Below are 17,171 nucleotides of genomic sequence, written 5' to 3' on the forward strand. Positions count from 1 at the left end.
CGCATCATCCCACTAAACTTAGGTTTAAGGATGAAAATGTATGCCGACCTTGCACGATGGAAAAGTGTAAGAAGTAGAGGATAAAAAGCCTTTACGATAACAATGTGAAATCATATTTAAGTGCAGTCTTTTTTATTTGTCAAGCAATTTTATATAAAGGTATTAAACTTGGGATTGCTTCTGGAAAGGGGCAGCAAGCGAGAAATGTAATCATACAGAAAATTAAAGGTGAATTACATTCGAACCCCAATGTAGCTAGAGAGATATCTGATATAAAAACAGGTGCGAATGACTGTGTTGTTCATTTTAAAAATGGTTCTGAAATAAGAGCTATTGTACTTGGTCATGATGGAGAGTCTGCTAGATCATGGAGATTCCATCAGTTGTTGGCTGATGAAGCTAGGCTGATAAAAGATTCTATCATGGAAGAAATATTAGTTCCAATGACAAAAACAAAAAGACAGACAATGATTGATTTATCAATGAAATTTGATAAAGATGAGCTTCCTGTTGAGAAAGGTAAATTAATTTATATTAGTTCAGCTTACCTAAAAAATTGCGACCTGTATGATCGTTTTATGAATCATTACACTAAAATGTCTGAAGGAAATAATGATTATTTCGTTTGCACTCTTCCTTACACTGTTGGGGTTAATGCCGGAATTTATTATGAAGATGACATAATGAAAGAAAAAAATAAACCTTCGATGACTTCTGATAAATTTGCTTATGAGTATGAAGCTGTTTTTGTTGGAAATTCAAATGAAAGCTTTTACCCATATGACTTAACTGAGGAATGCAGAGTCTTAGAAAAAAGTGAAGTTAAACAACCAAAAAAATCTACAGTTCAATATGTAATTTCACATGATGTCGCCTTATCAAATGCAAAAGATAGCGACAATGCCTGTACCACTGTAATTAAAATAAAAGAAAAGCCAAGTGGTGCATACAGCAAGGAAGTAGTTTATATCAAAGTACATAAAGGAATGTCGTTACCAAATCAAGCAAAATATCTTAGGGAAATGCTGTTAAGATTCCCTAACACAATTAAGTTAGTTCTAGATGTTCGTGGTAATGGCGAAGCCCTCCCTTCTCTTTTGGACGAAACTTGGGAATATACAAATGAAAAAGGCGAAGTGATCGAATGTCCACCTCTTGCCCCCGATGATGATGAAGAACGAATGAGTCTACAAAATGCTGTTCCAATTATTAGGCGTATCGCTGCCACAAATCAACTTAACAATACTATGCATACATATATGAAGAAAAGTTTCGAAGACGGAAGTCTAAAGTTATTAGCTAATTCGGCAGTAGTTGATTCTGAGTTTAAATCTGAAGCAATGACAGAAGAACAGTATGCCTCTTTTGTAAATACTGATATTCTTATTAATGAGTTAGGCAATACAAAACAAGAGTCTTCTGAACACGGGAATATTCTTTATGGTCGCATTAGTAAATCAACCAAGCGTGACCGTGTTACAAGTTTAGGTTATGGTTTAGTTTATATTAATGAATTAGAGCAAGAAAATAAAATGAGTAAAAATAACGACGAGTATGATTTTTCGTTTTTCTACAATTAAAATAAATTAAATTTAACGGAGGTGAAATATGGACGAAAATAAAACTTTTGAATTTAACTCAAATCTTACCTCTGCCTTTTCCTATGTCACATCTTACAATGTTTTAAATATAGATACTTTAAAAAGATTACTTAAGGATCATATTTCTAATAATAAACAAATTAGAGATGCGTCAAATATTTTGTATAATGCAAATGGTATATACACTAACGTAATTGATTATATGACTGCTCTGCCAACTTTGGATCGTGTTGTTCATGGGAATAATAAAGTTCATGAGAACTATAAAAGAAATAAAGATAAATTTCTTTTATCTTTAAAAAAAATGAAAGATAAAATTATAGCAAGAGATATTATATTTAAATCTGCTCTTGAGGGAACTTGTTTTTATTATTTTGAAGTGAATCTCTCCCCTTCCCTACCTCGACATTTCAGTGATTATGACATTGATCAAATAACTGAAATAAACTCCAATGACTTCAATTGTAGTGTTATCCCCCTGCCTACCGACTATTGTAGAATTGTAGGAAGAAAAAATTCATCATATGTAATAGCGTTTGATTGTTCTTACTTTGATCAATTTACTGGAAATGGTCGTTCTTTAAAGTTAAAAAAATTCCCAAAAGAAATTAGACAAGCATACAGAGCTTATAAAAAGGATTTTAATAAGAAATGGGCAGTTCTAGATAATAATAAGACAATTACCAATAAAATAAGGTCAAAAATTGATGAACCTTGGGGAAGACCAATAGGATTAGCAGCTTTTACAGATATGTTATATGATGAATACTTTACAGAAACAAAAAGAACTATATTAGATGATATAAATAGCACTATAATTTATCAAACTTTCCCTGAAGGCGACAAAAAAGGGACTTCTTCCCTTTCTCAAAAACAACAGAAAGAGCAGCACGAGAACATTAGGAACGCCCTTTTTTCAAAAGGTGTTCGTAAAGGCATTAACTTCTTTTCGATTGCTTCTGGAACAAAATTAGATAAATTAACTACTGATGTAGATTTCCTTGAAATTAAAGGTGAGGAAGAACTGATAACGAGAATATCTTCAAATTTAGGATTTTCTGGCTCCTTATTAAATGGTCAAGGAGGAGATTATTCCAGTAATCAAGCCAACGTTGAGATGGTAAGTGCAGAGATATTTAATTGGATTCATCAAATTCAAGATGAATTTAATAAAGTTATAAATGCAAACATAATTAAAGATAAAAGTAACTATTTAGAAGTTTACTATCTTCCTATTACACATGCAAATAGAGATAAGCAATTTGATTACGCTAAAGATCTTTATTTATCTGCAGGTGGTAGCTTACAATATTTCATTGCTTCTGCTGGAGTCAACCCAGATGCGTATATCAGTCTAATGGAAGAAGAGAAAAAAGAAAACTATGCGGAAAGATTCCCTCCTCATCAAACTAGCCACACTTTAAGTAATAAAGACAGAGGGAGAAGTGAAGAGACTAATCCATTAAATGAAAGTACGATAAAATCTAAAACTAATGGATCTAATAATAATCCACGGATTAATTAAAGGAGGTGATGAATTATTGAAAGGAAGAATTTTGGAGCTAAACCAATCCAAGAAATTCGCAGGTAGAACCTATGTAAAATGGGTTGTTTTAGAAATACATAATGATCCAACTAAATATAATAAAAATGGCATTTCATGGAAAGAAGAATATATCGAAAAAAACCTTGAATCAGCTTTTTCTATGCCTCTAGCTGTTGAGTTTTTGGACTACTATAAAAAAGATGAACCTTTTGGTCATGGAATGTCAGAAATCAAAGATGGTACTCCCCTATTTGAAGATTCAGTGGCAGTAGGAACAACGACAAATGCCTATATAGACACTGTTGAAATTAACGCAGAACAAAAAAGAGTTATGGTCGCTGAAGGTTATTTATATGATCAACGCTATCCTAAATTTGTTCAGTGGTTAAAATCTAAAATGTTTGATGGGGAAATGCCCGAAACAAGTGTTGAAATATGTAAAAAAGAAGAAAATGAAAACATTATTTATGAAAGTGGATGGAAGGAAGAAGGAAGAATTCCAATGGATTTTGACTTTAGTGGAGTTGCGATACTTGGAATCGAACCTTCAGATGATACCGCTATACTACTTGAATTAAATAATAAAATTAATAAGGAGGATATTAAAAATATGCCTGAAAATCAAAACACTCAACTAGTTTCCGAGTTGAATGAAAAATTAGAAACAAAAGTTAATGAGATTTCTGAGCTTAAATCACAGTTAAAGGATTTAACTTCATCAAAAGACAGTGAAATTAATGAAATTAATCAGAAACTAGAAAAAGCTACTTCTGAATTCAATGAAAAGATCCAAGAAAAAACCACTGAATTGAATTCTACAATTGAAGAACTGAAAGAAGTTAATTCTAAGTTAGAAGAAAAAGAAAAGACAATTGAGGTTATGGAGAAAGAAGTCAGTGAACTTCGTTCTTTTAAAGAAGAATCAACTAAAAAAGAACTTCAATCTGAATTAAATTCAAAATTATCTACTTATACTGATTCTGAAAAAGAAATTGCTAAAGAGTTAATTGATAAATGTGAAAAAGAACCTACTAATGAATTAATCACTCAAATTGTTAATGAAATTAATTCTAATATTGCCAAGAAGATTATTGAGCAGAGATCAAAGTCTACTACTCATGAAACAAATAGTGTTGATGATATCTATTCAGATGTAATCGAAGTAAATAATAATGAAACACCAGATATTGAAGATTTATATTAAAAAATAAGTGAAAAATATTTACAAATTTGAGGAGGATTTAAATGTTTAAATTTAATTCTATTGGTGCGATTGAGAAACACGTTCGCAATAACCCTAGAAACATTGCTACATCTACTTTGCAAAATGGAATGAGTGTAATTATGAATGATCAAGCAGGAACCGCTTCTGTCCCAGCAACAGCTACTGAAGCGCAAGGACTGACTTGGATTGTGGGTAATATTATCGACAAACCAGAGGTTCGTAATAATAAAGAGTTTACTATTGAAAATGGAGAACATGTTCGTGGATTCCTTGCTGAAGACGCTAAAGAACTACAAGTTGAAGTTGATTATCGTGTAGTTGCCACTGATTTAGACACAGTTAGTATTGGTGATCATTTAGTAGTAGCTAACGCTGCCGATCATGGTGAAGATGCAGGAAAGTGGATTAAGCCAGATGGAACAGTAATTGCAGACTCCAGCTCATATAATACATATCTTGAAGTTTTAAAAAAGACCACTTATGGAGATAAAGGTCTACTTTGCAAAGTAGTAAAAAATTAAAATAAATAATATTAAAAATTGGAAGGGGATTTATTAATAATGGAACTAACTTTTGAAATTAATAATAAACGTTTAGATTCACAATTCACTCAGCCTAAATTCAATGCAAAATCTCAAATTGTTGAGATTTTTTCTGCTATTACAGAAGGCAAAGATTATTCTCAATATGGGAAAAAGGTTGATACAGTAGTTAATCATGTGAAAGAGTTGGCAAACAAAGCTCATGCAGGAGATTTTACTGCAAAAGCTGAATTGAATTCAATCGTTCGATACACGATTGAGCCACATTTAGAAAAGCAAATTCAACTTTTTAGCTTTATGGGTAGATTCAGAGATATTCCTTATAACGAACAACCAATGGTTCAAACTTATAAGCACGAATCTCTAAATGCTGATTTCCAAGCTAGCTCCGGTGATGTTGGTTTCAGTACAACTAGTTGGGAAGAGTATCCAATTAACACTAAAACTATTTCAGCAGGTTTTGCTGTAGATTATCGTGAAGTTGCAAGTGGTAACTTGGATAAAATTGCTGAAGGAAAACAACAAGTACAAACAGTAATGATGAATAAAGCAATGAATTATGTAGTTTATCAACTATATACTGGAATTAAAAATGCCACTGGAATCAAGTATTTTAGTGAGAATGCTGGTATCACAAAATCTGCTTTAGATGACGCTCTAAAGAAAATAAGACGTTTTGGTCGTCCTTCTATTGCAGGTGATTACTCAGTCGTTTCACAATTAAGTGATTTCGCTGGTCATCAGTCAACTTCTCCTTCAATTACTGGACTATCTGAAGCAGTAATGGAAGAAATTCGCCTCACTGGAATGCTACAAACATACAACGGCTCCCCTGTTCTTGAACTGCCTAATCAATATCAAACCACACAATTAAACAGTGCAGGAGATAATTTTAAAACTTATCTTCCTGAAGGTTTACTATTCTTAATTCCTCAAGGAAATCCAGTTTCCCCACTTCAAGTATTTAGACGTGGTGGATTAACTTCAATGACTGGTACAAGTGTAGAAACTGGCACAGAAGTAACTCGCTACGATATGGAAATTGGGGCTGAAGTTGTACGTGGTCGTGAATATGAAATCGGCTTGATCTCTGATGAGAATTTTGCAGCACCATCATATTAAAAATAAAATAAATAATTAGGAGGGATTAATAATCCCTCCTAAACTTTAGAGTAAAAGGAGAGTGTTTATTATGTCAAACTTAAATATGAACGATAAAGTTTATGTTAAAAACCTGTGTGCATGGGACATCTATTTTAGACGAATCGAACGAGCTGGAGATATTAAAATTCCAAGTAAAGGACGAATTCCAATTGAAAGATCGGAGATTCAATCTCAGATTTATGATGGTAATGTCTTTTTTGTTGGAGTAGATGGACAAGGATCAAAAGCAAAAGTGTACATAGAAGATAAAGATACTCGTGTATTAGTTGGATTTGAAGAGGAAAATAGCACAAAAAAGCAGGAAGTTTTAGATGAGAAGGAAATGAGTCGTATTCTAGAATTGAAAACAGATAAATCTTTTAAGGATAATTTGAATAAGCATGTGACACTTCAAAATGAAAAATTTGCAATTATGGAACATGCGAGAAAAAGTAAGTTTAAAGATTACGAAAAAATTAGAATCTTAGAAGAACACACTGGTTATAAATTCGAAGAACCAAAAATCAAAACTAAATAACAGAGGGGTGATAAGATGGCAACCCCTAAAGTTGAAATATTGAATGTTTTCCATACTAAATTCCAATCAATCACCCCTCTCCCACACGGACTAGAAGATCAATTTCTTCTTAACGCAATAGGTGATTTTGAATTAGACTTATATAAAATTCAATATAATAAAAACCTCGAAGAATTTGAAGAAAATCTGTCTCAACCTGAAATAAATCTACTGGGTTTACTCATGTACAGGTCTTATTTAGGAAGAGAAAGAGATCGAATATTAAAGCTTAATAATATAGTGGGGAAAGATATTAAATTGACTTCAATGTCAGATAGTAAAAGAACAATGAGTGATGCAATGGATAAATTGAATGATGACATAAAAATAGCTATTAATAAACTAAAAGATAATTCTTTTTATGATTAGGGGGATTGAAAATGTCAAATGATTGGTATTTGATGTCTAACCCCACCCCATTGAGCGGATTTGAAAAAAGTGAGTTTGAAAGCTACTATTCCGTCTTTAATGAAATTTTAGAGCAATCGCCTGAAGCTTATTTAGTAAATGTAGATGGAATGTTAAAACATGTAATTATTCAATCAAGGAACAAAGATGATGAATTTAATTTATTATCTAATACTGGTGACGTGAAAATGGGCGATCTAATTTTGTATAAAGACCAGTATTATCTTGCAGTTAGTTACCCATTCAGTAATAAAATATATGAAAAAACACTTATTAAATATTGCAATAATATTCTAAAGGTCAAAGTAGACGAAATTCGAGAGATCACTGGTAAAACATCATTGGGCGAGCCTATTTATAATACAACACCCATCTATTACGAACAACCTTGTCATTTTTCTAATGAAAATGGTACTACTTATAATACTACATTTTACGAGCAAATTAACGTTCCTTTGGGACGCATATCAATTTTAACTCCATACAGAACGAATGCAAATTTAATTACTGAAGGTATGGAATTTCAGATGTATGATTCCCAATATAAAATTTCAAATGTAGATAAAACTCGTGTAAAAAATAACCAAGGTTTTCTTGAATTGTTTGTGGAAAGAATTCAACTAAGTAACAAATAAAATTTAATTAAAATGGGGATTTTATTATGGATAAAAAGGAGAGATATTATTTAAATATCAAACAAACAAAAGCTTACTTTGAAAATCGTAAGAATAAATTGTTTAACTGCTTGTGCATGTATGAAGAAAATAATGACACCGCCTTTAAAAATATTCATAGTCTCTCGTTAGAGTTAGAAGGTAAAGGTGAACGCCTCCCCTTTCTTAAAGATATGATCGAATTTGACATCATTCTTGATACATTAGAATTTCTCTATAATGAATTTCTTACTATGGATAATAATCAAGAAGTTGTGAGGCGTGAAATATTCAAGTGCATGAGCTTATTGGACAAAATGATCATTAAGCTTCCTGACTATATGGAGTGTGGTTAGATGGAGCAAGAATATATAATGAGGGAGTTATTTTCTGAGTTTGCTCAGGATGAAACAATCCTCCGGTTACTTTTCTACCCCTCCAAAACTAGAGATGATGATGTACGTGTTATAGATGAAAATCGTCCTCCTATATTGCAGATGGAAGAGGATAGAAAATGGGGTATTATTTATGATGTCATAAAGGCTAGTAAAATAGTTAGCGATTTAGATGCCAGTCAAAAGTGCCGCCTCCTATACTATATGGGACGTAGACCACCTAAAAGAAATAATTACATGTTTTCAGATCAGCAAGTAGTCATTGATTTGCTTGTTCACGCTAAAATTGACAATGTAGATTTTAGACTTTCAAAATTAGTTGATTACACAAGTAACAATTTATTTCAGAAACCAATGAAATTTGGAAATTTAAATTTTGCTGGCGGCTATGAAATTGGAGCACCTAAAGACTACATAGGATATCAACTGAGATTTGAAGTTATTTCCTCGAATGGTTAGGTGGTATCATGAAAAGCTTAACTGATGTGTGGGCAAAGCCTCATGAGTATAAAGGGATAAAAATATATCCCGTAAAAATTGGTGACTATGATAAGTTATTAAACTCGATTAACTGTCTATTACTTGATAAATATAAACTCCAAGAAAAAGATGTCAAATTCATAAAGATGTCCTACCTTCAATATCTAATAGAGTTGGCTGTAACTAACACAGTTAATTTTCTTCCTCAATTAAAAGAACTATTGCTTCTTACTCTCAAAGACGAGATTACTCTATTCCAAAATGAAAATGAACGAATTCAAATTGCTTTAAGTAACAATCAAGTAATTACTGAAAAGGATTTTCAAGCGATAAAAGAAATCATCCTTGCACAAAACTGTATTTATAATGATACAGAACTTCGAGATCCAGAGTTAGAGAAAAAAATGCAAGAAGCTCGTGAATTTATGGAGAAGAAGAAAGGGAAAATAGCTGATTTAGAACAGCAAATTGTAGCGTATCATTGCGCTTTTCAAATGCCTTATGACTACATACAAGAACTTACTATTTATCAGTTTAGAAAAGGCATCGAAAGAATGGATCATTTGATGACTGCTAAAGCCATAAAGCAAGCACAATTTTCAGGATTTGCTAGTTTTAAAGATCCAGATAAGTTACCTACTTGGCTCTCACACATAGAAGAAGAGACAAATCCTAATAAAGACATCCTAATGTCTGAAAGTGAATTCAATAAGTTTTCAGCCGAAAAAGGCTTGAAATAAAATAAATTAAATATAATATGGAGGTTTTCCAATGTCTAAGGATAAACAATTTTTAGTGTCTGTGGCAGATGTCTATATGTTTGACACTACTACAGATCAGCTTGTCATGAAAGGTAAAACTTTAATTAGTACTGCCCTTGCTCAAGAAATCCAGAATACAGAAATCTTCGGTGGTAAGGGAAGTCAGCTTCAATATGACTTTAATTATCAAAAGATGATTACTGCAACTATTGAGGATAGTCAAGTTCTTGAAGACTACATTGCTTTAAACAACAATGCTCAAATTGCAAATGAACTTCGTGAATACTACATTGAAGAGACTGTGGTTTTGGACGGTAGTGGTTCTGCAACTTTACAAGAAACACCGATCGGGAATGTTTATGTTGAGGCAGCTAATGGTACTACTTTAACAATTATTCCTAATGGTAAAGATATCACCGTTTCAGGATCAGAAGGCTCAGAAGTTAAATTAGTTTACCGTTATGAAACAATTATGGATCACATTACTATTGATGCTTCTAAATTCCCGAAAGCATATAAATTAGTAATGAATTCAGACTTTTATACGAAAGATGGTAAGTCTGCTGAAATGCAAATTACTATTCCACAGTTCAAACTTAACGGCTCATTCAGTTTAGAAATGACACATGACGGAGTGAGTACATCTACACTTGAAGGAAAAGCTTTAGCTGATGGTAACAATAATTATGCCCACATTGACATTAAACGTTTGAATAATGAATCACCAACACTCGCTGCTTTGGCTGCCTCCCCTTCTGAAGTTCAACTTTCCATTGGTGCTGGAGGAGATTCTGAGCAGTTAACTGTATATGGTATTAGAGGTGGATTGTACTCGAATATTATTGTTCCTGCTTCTGAATTGACTTTTAGTTCTGATAACACTTCTGTTGCCTCAGTTACTTCTTCTGGTTTGGTTGGAATTGCAAGTGAAGCTACTGAAGGTGACAAAACAACCATTCGTGTTACTGATGGAACTGTAACTGACGTTGTTGATGTAGAAATTATTGAATAAATAAAGTGAATAATATACATAAACTTGAGTGGCTTCGTTCGAGGTCGCTCAAGTAAATTTAAAAGGATTAAAAGGAGTGATTTGATTGGGAAAGCAATCTAAAAAGATTCAAAAGACTGTTTCAAAAAAAGAGCCTCTTCTCTCTTCTGTACTTAAAGAAGAAGTACAGATGTATGATGAATTTATAGACATCCCTTTTGTTCCCATTGGTCACGAAAAAGAGATTGTAATTAGAATGTACCCTCTTTTCAAGCCTGAAAAGGTGCGTGATTGTGTTGCTGACTATTTTAGCTTTATTGCACAATGCAAAAAGGAGCAGATTGTTATTCAGGAAGTCGAAGTAGACGATATACTAGGGTATTTTATCATCAAGCATTTTACTAATGCTAAGCTTACGAAGGGTAAGAAAGCAAAAACAGTATATGATGAGTTTAAAATTCTCATTAATTCACATTTTTACAAAGAATTGATTAGTTATTTCCCAGAAGAATCAATCAAATCTGTACATAATCGCCGTTTTGAATTGATTGAGACTGTAGGAAAAATGGAAAAGCAATTCAATCAAATAAATGAGGAACTGGCAAAACTTCCCCTAGAGAACAGAGAAGCTATTGAAAAGGCATTTGGAAAAATTGGGATAGATCAAAGTGCAGATGAGGTTGTAAATAATAAACCTATTCAATAAGGTCAATAATTGGATATTGCTGCAGTATGTAAAGTTTCACATTTTTCTTATGTTCCTACTCCCTATTCAAAAGAAAAATAAAAACTAATTAAAAGAACGCTTTTATCGGATGTGTGAAGATGGCAAAGAAAAATGTTACAAATTTAAATGAGTTATTCGCTTATTTAAATAATCAGTTAAAGAACACTGTTCAAAATCGTGATGGTGAAGTTATTAAAGAAACAATTGATACAGCTAAAAACAGAGTTGATGAAGATGTATATGCCGTTTATGATCCTCGAATTTATCAACGTACTGGTCAATTGCGTGAAGAATGGGAAGTCATTAACACTGCAAATGGCGTAGCTATTTTTAATAGTCGTCGAGATGGAAATACTTATGTTGCTGAAGTTGTTGAGACTGGTCAAGGCTATTCATACAGTTTCCCCTATGATGGTGTCCCTCGCCCATTTACGGCTAATACAAGAGAAGAGCTAATAAAGTCAGGAAAATTAAATGAAGCTCTAAAAAAAGATTTAAGAAAGCTTAGGTTTAAAGTTATCTAATACGATAATTGAAATTATTAAAATTATGCATAGTTTTGATTGATGTTGAGTGGGAATTGCGTTTATAACGTGGTTCCTACTTTTTTGTTAAGGTAGGTGAATTTATTGGGAAAGATCAAACGAATAAAATATTTTACTCCTGAAAAGAAATCCCTCATTTCAGAAGAAAATAGGAAGTTATATGAGAAATATTTAAAAAGCTCGATTATCAAAAATAAAGATGTGAAAGAAACTACCTATAAGGTTTATCAAAATTACATGGATCACTTTCTAGTTTATTTAGCTGAAGAATGGGATAATATCGGCTTATATAGCGAAGAATTCATGGAAGAAGCAGTAGATATTATGGAAGGATTTATTGGTTTTTGCCAAGAAACTCTATTTAATAATAAGAAAGTAATAAACACTAAACTTAGTACTGTTTCAAGTTTTTATTTATGGAGTCTTAAAAGAGGATTGATTGATAGACACCCATTTGATAAGAAGCTTGAAAGAATGAAGGGTGCAAACGACGAAAAAATCAGAGATTCATATTATCTAACAGAAGAGCAAGTTCTACAAATCCAAGATGGCTTATTGAATGATAAACGATATGATTTTCAGGATAGGCTTATTTGGAATATAGCTCTAGACTCCGCTAATCGGGTTGGCGCTCTATCTCGCTTAACTATCTCTTCCTTAGATCTAGAGAATATGGTATTTGAAAATATAAGAGAAAAACGAGGCAAAATCGTAGAAGTTGCATTTGAAGAGGAAACTAAGCTATTAATTGAAGAATGGCTTGAAATGAGAAAAGAGATGGATAATTTAGAAATTGATTCATTCTTTTTAACTAAATATAAGGGCAATTATAAACCAATGGATTATGGAACTATTCAAAATCGAGTTAAAAAGATAGGTACTATTATTGGAATTGAAGATTTTTATGTTCATACTATTCGCAAAACAAAGTTGAACTTGCTATATGAACAGACTGGGAATATCGACATGGTTGCTGAATGGGCAAACCATGAATCTATTGAAACTAGTAAGAAACATTACATAAAACCAAAATCTAAGGCTCAGCTTAGACGTGAGATGAGAGAATTAATTAAGAAAAATAGAGATGAAAAGAAGAAATAAATTTTATTTAGATCTACTCCCCCTCTTCTGAGAGGGGTTTACATGTGAGTAAAAATAGTTCTTGACAAATGACATTATTACAATTGTGTAATTTAAATAAAAATGGTATAATTTCCTTAAAAATAAGAGTTTAGTAATAGTTAAGAGGAGGAGATAGTGACTTCAAGCATCTGTAAAATACCAGTTTATTTTTAAACCCAAGAAAAATGAAGAATTTATGAGGATTAGAAAAATAATAATTAAAAAGGCATCTGAATGTTAACAATCAATATTAAGAAACCTTTTAAGTTGATTAATAAAAATTAAATCCTGATGATATTTGTTATTTAATTTATCCACATAATAAAAACTAGTAACAATTGCTAGTTAAAACATTTTTATTTTTTCATCTAAATTGAGGAGCGATGAAAATGACAAAAAAACTTGAAAAACTTAAAGAGGTAAAACCACTTCGTTCTCTTGAATTTAAACCTGAATTCGAACACTTGAAAGAATTCCCAATTATTACAGGTAAGCAAAACAGAGAAAAAAGACTCAAGCGAGCAAAAAAGAATGCATTATTAATTCAGAGAGGTTAAATAGTTCCAAGATGAGTAAAGTCAATGTTGAAGATATAACAGTTAAAAGATATAGGTACGGAGACAGTCTACCTGCTCTAAATACCGGAAGAGAGCAGGTAGACCATATTTATAAACATTACATATCAATATTAGAACAGCAACAAAGAGCAATTTCTAATATGTTTTATTTAAATTCTGAATGTGTGGGATTTTGTATTTTATTAACAGATAGAATATCCAAATCAGCAACCAAAGTTTTTCTTGGAGGCTCTTATCCAACTTTCTTCCCTGCTATACAATTATATTGTATAGGTGTAAAAAAAGAATATCAATCTTCGGGAATTGGCTCGTCTATCATGGATTGGATTTTGTATACTGTGAATGAAATGAGAAATAATGTAGGGATTAGTTTTTTAGTTCTTGAATCCTACAATGATGAAAAATTATTGGAATTTTATCGTTCGAATGAGTTTGTTAAGTGGAAATATGTCATTGATCCACCTGAAGATTTGATACCACTTGTGTATGACTTTCGCGGTTTAGAAGGTGACATATAGAGGGAATGATATTCATAGGTATCAATAAGGAGATGATGCTTATGAAAATTAGAAAGTCTCTTCACCTCATAGAAACGGAAAAGAAAAACAAGAAAATTAGACAGAATAGATTAGACAAGGCTTTAAAAAATGCCAAAAAAATTACCAAAGAAAAAAATTAATGTGTTGAATGTTTTTACTCCCCTCCCCCACTCCATTTCCATAATAAAAAGACATGAACAGTAAAAATTAATTCATGTCTTTTTATTATGGGAAAAATGCGTTATTCGGTAATTAATTTCTCATTCGCTTCATCTACTTCAAAAATATAGAATAAATCTTCTATCTTTACATCTAATGCACTAGCAATAGTCACAAGATGCACATCTTTATGTTGTTTATTTTTATCAAATCGAGAAATTGTTCCTTGTCCTATTCCTGTAATTTTTGATAAATCTACTTGTGTCATTCCTCTTTCCTTAAGTAGTTCATTAAGTTTTGGAGTCACTATATATCGCATATTCAACCTCCTATACTCCTTTATTATGACTAATTTGTTTTAAAAAATCAACAAGGAAAAAACTTAAATTCATATTGACTATTCGTTATCGAATATTATATAATAATGGCAAGAAAGTCATATTGAAGGAGCTGTTCAAAATGAAAAGCTGTGTATTTGGGACGATTAGTTATGATGTGTCATTGGAGCTTGAATGCGATAAGGATAAGGCTTTGATGGAGGCTTATAGGAGGATAAGTGACTTGAATTTTGGAGACAAACTAGTATTATATGACATAAGTGGCAGGAAAATTGGTGCAATGGATATACATAGTGGAGATGTCGAGTGGAAATTGGCGATTGCGGATAATGAGGTTTTGTAGATAAAATGAAGATGAGGAGTTGTGAAGAGGTGAAAAAGAATCAAACAAAGATTAAATTTTACCGTAACGGTACTTCTACTGAGATTGAGTTAGATAAGGATGAGAAAGTAGAAGGATTCGTAATTACAGAAGCTCACTTAGACCTGAATAACAGGATTAGCAATACTGAATTTGATATTCTGGGAGTGGAAGCTACAGAAGCAAATAGTTTTCAAGACGCTGTTGATATTTATAATGATAAATTTAATGAGTATGAAAAGAAATCTTTTGATTGGAAAGGTTATTCTGCTGGATGTTTGAAGTTTTATTGGAGTAATGAAGAAACAGATGTTCTCACCTATCTAAAATTAAACTATAATGGAGAAGAAGTCATGGATTTTGATTTTGAAGAGCTTGGTTTTTTATAATTTCATTAATTGTTTGCCCCATTCCACCCTTTTACATATAATGTAGGTAATACATACCAATAATAAGGTATTAGCTTACTAACTATAGAAAGGGTGGTTTTATTTTGATTAAAAGGCTGATTTTATTTAGTGGAATTATTTTATTAATATTAGGTGGGTGTGGTACGAAGGCGTCTACAAGTCATGAGATCAGAGATGTATTTATTCACCATGCCAATTTGACTATGAAAGAAATAGAGGAATGTTACTCTTCATTTGACAAATGTGAATATGAAAATGTACTTTCGGAAATGAAGTCATATGTAGATTTTTCATCCACAGTTCTTGAAATGAGTCCCGACGAAGAAAAATTATTTAATGATGTTTGGAATGCACAGCAAACCCTTTCAGATATTTACTTAAAGAGGCAGATAGATAAACTTGATGATCTAGACGAACAGATAGGAATAGTAAGAGATATTATAGGTATTATTGAATAAGGTTGTATAGAATGTTAGCTATATTAATTCAGAGATGAGTAGACTAGAAAAATTTGTTTAACGACTAGAAAATTTTCTAGTCGTTTTTATTTTGTTTTATATTTTTCATCGCTTCCACTATCTCAGAATATTCATCATTTAAATATCTCTCAACAGCACGATCTAAAAGTCTCGTTTTTGGCATCCCTGTCTCTCGATGTACTTGATCTAGATATTCAAACAAATCATTTCGCAATGTGCTACTTAAAGGTCTCCTATGCTTAAGGTCTCTAATTCCCAATATATGACTCCCTTTCAACAACTTAATTCTATAACGTTCTATAACTTTCTTTATATTACTTTAACATCAAAAAGCCATACTTTCAATAAAATAACCAATAAAAACAAAATAATCTTGAACGTTAATTAACGTTGTGGTATATTGTACTCAAGCAAGAAAAACATTCCAATATACTAGGAGTTGATCAAATGTCGTACACATTGTATGTGAGTGCAGAACAAGTAATTTCTCTTGATATTGATTGTGAAAGCGAAGAATCGGCACTGGAGAAAGCTAACGAAATTCTCTCCGCTATCAAAAATCATATTGAGAAGAAATTAACAGACGAAGGTGCATATGTACATAGCAGCGAGATGGTTGTTGAGTTGGTAACAGTGAAGGATGAAGTTCTGTAAGCTAGGTTCTAAAATAATGAGATTAAAAGGAGATGTTAGAAATGGGTGCTAAAGTGAATGAGTTGCAATTAATTGAGGGTGGAAAAGATGTCAGAGATAAGTTCATTGGCAAAGTTGAGATTTTAGAGCGTATGAAAGAATTAAGCTTATTACCAGATGGAGAAAATGCAAACACTGAAATGGTTGCAGAGTTTTACGGGGTTTCAAAATCAACAATAGAAAGTGTCGTAGAAGACAATCGAAACGAAGTAATTGAAGATGGATACAATGTCTTAAAAGGCGCTGAGCTAAAGATTTTTAAAGGTAACACCCTACAAGGGTGCAACCTTAACAATAAGCTAAAATATGCCAGACAGATCGCCCTCTTCCCCCGTAGAGCAATCCTTCGTGTCGGTATGTTGCTTCGTGATTCAGAAGTAGCTAAGCAAGTGAGAACATACTTGCTAAATGTAGAAGAGATTGCCTCCCCTACTCAAAAAGAAACGGCTAGAAAGCCAGCATGGACAACCGAAGAAGACCTAATTGTTTTGAACTCTGTCTTAATGAGCGTTAATAACGATGGGACGTTAACCGAGGGTTTAAAAGAAGCAAGTCAAAAATTGAACAGAAAATTCTCTACTGTAAATAGTCGTTGGCAATATAGTATAAGACATGTTGCTGACAAAGAAGTATTAGATAAGATCAAGAGCAACGTGGATAGACACATGAAGAAAGATAGATCTGATGAAAATGAAGCAAATGAACTTCGCTTAGAAATTGGCTATCAGATAGACTCAGTATATCGTGAGAATTGTGAACTAAAGAAAGAAAATGAAATACTAAAGTCTGATAATGAGAAATTAAAAAGAATGTACAAGAAGCTAAAATCAGAACACACAACCGTTATAGCTTATCCGAACGGAAAAACCCATCGCCTTTAGGCATGGGATGATAGTGA

Annotated in this window: 24 protein-coding genes; 22 read left to right on the plus strand and 2 right to left on the minus strand. The window is 32.2% G+C overall.

Annotated elements, in window-relative coordinates; translation table 11 throughout:
* Window positions 1-104 precede the first annotated feature (104 nt).
* From ABMB67_RS08285 to ABMB67_RS08365, 17 genes are all read left to right on the plus strand, one after another.
* Entirely contained in the window at window positions 105-1,580 is a 1,476-nt protein-coding gene (locus ABMB67_RS08285; protein WP_354571746.1) for a hypothetical protein, read from the plus strand.
* A 28-nt stretch (window positions 1,581-1,608) separates the two neighbouring features.
* On the plus strand, window positions 1,609-3,126 hold the full coding sequence (locus tag ABMB67_RS08290) for a hypothetical protein (RefSeq protein ID WP_354571747.1): 1,518 nt from the start codon (window positions 1,609-1,611) through the stop codon (window positions 3,124-3,126).
* Between the two features lie 16 nt (window positions 3,127-3,142).
* A complete protein-coding gene (locus ABMB67_RS08295; RefSeq protein ID WP_354571748.1) occupies window positions 3,143-4,351 on the plus strand; it encodes a hypothetical protein in 1,209 nt (402 codons plus the stop codon).
* 41 nt (window positions 4,352-4,392) lie between these two features.
* Window positions 4,393-4,893, plus strand: a complete 501-nt coding sequence (locus tag ABMB67_RS08300) for a hypothetical protein (RefSeq protein WP_354571749.1) — start codon at window positions 4,393-4,395, stop codon at window positions 4,891-4,893.
* Window positions 4,894-4,932: 39 nt separating this feature from the next.
* A complete protein-coding gene (locus ABMB67_RS08305) occupies window positions 4,933-6,036 on the plus strand; it encodes a YonB family capsid-like protein (protein ID WP_354571750.1) in 1,104 nt (367 codons plus the stop codon).
* A 70-nt stretch (window positions 6,037-6,106) separates the two neighbouring features.
* Window positions 6,107-6,595 (plus strand): hypothetical protein, encoded by a 489-nt coding sequence (locus ABMB67_RS08310; protein ID WP_354571751.1) that lies wholly within the window; start codon window positions 6,107-6,109, stop codon window positions 6,593-6,595.
* Window positions 6,596-6,610: 15 nt separating this feature from the next.
* The gene (locus ABMB67_RS08315) at window positions 6,611-7,003 is read left to right on the plus strand and encodes a hypothetical protein (protein ID WP_354571752.1); all 393 of its coding nucleotides are present in this window, start codon (window positions 6,611-6,613) and stop codon (window positions 7,001-7,003) included.
* A gap of 11 nt (window positions 7,004-7,014) precedes the next feature.
* Entirely contained in the window at window positions 7,015-7,677 is a 663-nt protein-coding gene (locus ABMB67_RS08320) for a hypothetical protein (RefSeq protein WP_354571753.1), read from the plus strand.
* A 26-nt stretch (window positions 7,678-7,703) separates the two neighbouring features.
* Entirely contained in the window at window positions 7,704-8,051 is a 348-nt protein-coding gene (locus ABMB67_RS08325) for a hypothetical protein (protein ID WP_354571754.1), read from the plus strand.
* Complete coding sequence (locus ABMB67_RS08330; protein WP_354571755.1) at window positions 8,052-8,549, plus strand: YomW family phage-derived protein; 498 nt, start codon at window positions 8,052-8,054, stop codon at window positions 8,547-8,549. It begins immediately after the preceding gene.
* A gap of 8 nt (window positions 8,550-8,557) precedes the next feature.
* Window positions 8,558-9,310, plus strand: coding sequence for a hypothetical protein (locus ABMB67_RS08335; protein WP_354571756.1), 753 nt, complete (start codon window positions 8,558-8,560; stop codon window positions 9,308-9,310).
* A gap of 31 nt (window positions 9,311-9,341) precedes the next feature.
* Complete coding sequence (locus ABMB67_RS08340; protein ID WP_354571757.1) at window positions 9,342-10,343, plus strand: YomU family phage tail tube protein; 1,002 nt, start codon at window positions 9,342-9,344, stop codon at window positions 10,341-10,343.
* 85 nt (window positions 10,344-10,428) lie between these two features.
* Window positions 10,429-11,028: a YomO family phage-derived protein gene (locus ABMB67_RS08345; RefSeq protein ID WP_354571758.1), complete on the plus strand. Its 600-nt coding sequence runs from the start codon at window positions 10,429-10,431 to the stop codon at window positions 11,026-11,028.
* Between the two features lie 119 nt (window positions 11,029-11,147).
* The gene (locus ABMB67_RS08350) at window positions 11,148-11,573 is read left to right on the plus strand and encodes a YomN family phage-derived protein (protein ID WP_354571759.1); all 426 of its coding nucleotides are present in this window, start codon (window positions 11,148-11,150) and stop codon (window positions 11,571-11,573) included.
* A gap of 96 nt (window positions 11,574-11,669) precedes the next feature.
* Window positions 11,670-12,695 (plus strand): tyrosine-type recombinase/integrase, encoded by a 1,026-nt coding sequence (locus ABMB67_RS08355; protein ID WP_354571760.1) that lies wholly within the window; start codon window positions 11,670-11,672, stop codon window positions 12,693-12,695.
* 410 nt (window positions 12,696-13,105) lie between these two features.
* Entirely contained in the window at window positions 13,106-13,273 is a 168-nt protein-coding gene (locus tag ABMB67_RS08360) for a hypothetical protein (RefSeq protein ID WP_354571761.1), read from the plus strand.
* Between the two features lie 11 nt (window positions 13,274-13,284).
* The gene (locus ABMB67_RS08365) at window positions 13,285-13,812 is read left to right on the plus strand and encodes an N-acetyltransferase (RefSeq protein ID WP_354571762.1); all 528 of its coding nucleotides are present in this window, start codon (window positions 13,285-13,287) and stop codon (window positions 13,810-13,812) included.
* A gap of 262 nt (window positions 13,813-14,074) precedes the next feature.
* Here ABMB67_RS08365 and ABMB67_RS08370 read toward each other — a convergent pair whose 3' ends face one another.
* Entirely contained in the window at window positions 14,075-14,311 is a 237-nt protein-coding gene (locus tag ABMB67_RS08370) for a helix-turn-helix domain-containing protein (protein ID WP_354571763.1), read from the minus strand.
* A 140-nt stretch (window positions 14,312-14,451) separates the two neighbouring features.
* Between ABMB67_RS08370 and ABMB67_RS08375 the strand changes: the two genes are divergently transcribed.
* From ABMB67_RS08375 to ABMB67_RS08385, 3 genes are all read left to right on the plus strand, one after another.
* On the plus strand, window positions 14,452-14,673 hold the full coding sequence (locus ABMB67_RS08375; protein WP_354571764.1) for a hypothetical protein: 222 nt from the start codon (window positions 14,452-14,454) through the stop codon (window positions 14,671-14,673).
* Between the two features lie 29 nt (window positions 14,674-14,702).
* On the plus strand, window positions 14,703-15,080 hold the full coding sequence (locus ABMB67_RS08380) for a hypothetical protein (protein WP_354571765.1): 378 nt from the start codon (window positions 14,703-14,705) through the stop codon (window positions 15,078-15,080).
* A 104-nt stretch (window positions 15,081-15,184) separates the two neighbouring features.
* On the plus strand, window positions 15,185-15,559 hold the full coding sequence (locus ABMB67_RS08385; protein ID WP_354571766.1) for a hypothetical protein: 375 nt from the start codon (window positions 15,185-15,187) through the stop codon (window positions 15,557-15,559).
* A 76-nt stretch (window positions 15,560-15,635) separates the two neighbouring features.
* Here the strand turns inward: ABMB67_RS08385 and ABMB67_RS08390 are convergent, their stop codons facing one another.
* The gene (locus ABMB67_RS08390) at window positions 15,636-15,839 is read right to left on the minus strand and encodes a ribbon-helix-helix domain-containing protein (RefSeq protein WP_354571767.1); all 204 of its coding nucleotides are present in this window, start codon (window positions 15,837-15,839) and stop codon (window positions 15,636-15,638) included.
* Window positions 15,840-16,027: 188 nt separating this feature from the next.
* On the opposite strand from ABMB67_RS08390, the gene ABMB67_RS08395 reads away from it, so the two are divergent.
* Window positions 16,028-16,234 carry a hypothetical protein gene (locus tag ABMB67_RS08395; RefSeq protein WP_354571768.1) on the plus strand — a complete coding sequence of 69 codons (207 nt, stop codon included), beginning with the start codon at window positions 16,028-16,030 and terminating at the stop codon, window positions 16,232-16,234.
* Window positions 16,235-16,275: 41 nt separating this feature from the next.
* Window positions 16,276-17,154: a hypothetical protein gene (locus tag ABMB67_RS08400; RefSeq protein WP_354571769.1), complete on the plus strand. Its 879-nt coding sequence runs from the start codon at window positions 16,276-16,278 to the stop codon at window positions 17,152-17,154.
* Window positions 17,155-17,171 lie beyond the last annotated feature (17 nt).

It is taken from the genome of Halalkalibacter oceani (assembly GCF_040544555.1).
In the GTDB taxonomy this organism is placed as follows: Bacteria; Bacillota; Bacilli; order Bacillales; family Bacillaceae_D; genus Halalkalibacter; species Halalkalibacter oceani.

What these genes read in the sequence shown, in the direction of transcription:
- ABMB67_RS08335 (WP_354571756.1), top strand. Translation starts at nt 8,558, where the DNA reads ATGAAAAGCTTAACTGATGTGTGGGCAAAGCCTCATGAGTATAAAGGG.
- ABMB67_RS08340 (WP_354571757.1), top strand. Translation starts at nt 9,342, where the DNA reads ATGTCTAAGGATAAACAATTTTTAGTGTCTGTGGCAGATGTCTATATG.
- ABMB67_RS08375 (WP_354571764.1), top strand. Translation starts at nt 14,452, where the DNA reads ATGAAAAGCTGTGTATTTGGGACGATTAGTTATGATGTGTCATTGGAG.
- ABMB67_RS08320 (WP_354571753.1), top strand. Translation starts at nt 7,015, where the DNA reads ATGTCAAATGATTGGTATTTGATGTCTAACCCCACCCCATTGAGCGGA.
- ABMB67_RS08300 (WP_354571749.1), top strand. Translation starts at nt 4,393, where the DNA reads ATGTTTAAATTTAATTCTATTGGTGCGATTGAGAAACACGTTCGCAAT.
- ABMB67_RS08305 (WP_354571750.1), top strand. Translation starts at nt 4,933, where the DNA reads ATGGAACTAACTTTTGAAATTAATAATAAACGTTTAGATTCACAATTC.
- ABMB67_RS08330 (WP_354571755.1), top strand. Translation starts at nt 8,052, where the DNA reads ATGGAGCAAGAATATATAATGAGGGAGTTATTTTCTGAGTTTGCTCAG.
- ABMB67_RS08370 (WP_354571763.1), bottom strand. Translation starts at nt 14,311, where the DNA reads ATGCGATATATAGTGACTCCAAAACTTAATGAACTACTTAAGGAAAGA.
- ABMB67_RS08350 (WP_354571759.1), top strand. Translation starts at nt 11,148, where the DNA reads ATGGCAAAGAAAAATGTTACAAATTTAAATGAGTTATTCGCTTATTTA.
- ABMB67_RS08395 (WP_354571768.1), top strand. Translation starts at nt 16,028, where the DNA reads ATGTCGTACACATTGTATGTGAGTGCAGAACAAGTAATTTCTCTTGAT.
- ABMB67_RS08325 (WP_354571754.1), top strand. Translation starts at nt 7,704, where the DNA reads ATGGATAAAAAGGAGAGATATTATTTAAATATCAAACAAACAAAAGCT.
- ABMB67_RS08290 (WP_354571747.1), top strand. Translation starts at nt 1,609, where the DNA reads ATGGACGAAAATAAAACTTTTGAATTTAACTCAAATCTTACCTCTGCC.
- ABMB67_RS08400 (WP_354571769.1), top strand. Translation starts at nt 16,276, where the DNA reads ATGGGTGCTAAAGTGAATGAGTTGCAATTAATTGAGGGTGGAAAAGAT.
- ABMB67_RS08310 (WP_354571751.1), top strand. Translation starts at nt 6,107, where the DNA reads ATGTCAAACTTAAATATGAACGATAAAGTTTATGTTAAAAACCTGTGT.
- ABMB67_RS08360 (WP_354571761.1), top strand. Translation starts at nt 13,106, where the DNA reads ATGACAAAAAAACTTGAAAAACTTAAAGAGGTAAAACCACTTCGTTCT.
- ABMB67_RS08315 (WP_354571752.1), top strand. Translation starts at nt 6,611, where the DNA reads ATGGCAACCCCTAAAGTTGAAATATTGAATGTTTTCCATACTAAATTC.
- ABMB67_RS08365 (WP_354571762.1), top strand. Translation starts at nt 13,285, where the DNA reads ATGAGTAAAGTCAATGTTGAAGATATAACAGTTAAAAGATATAGGTAC.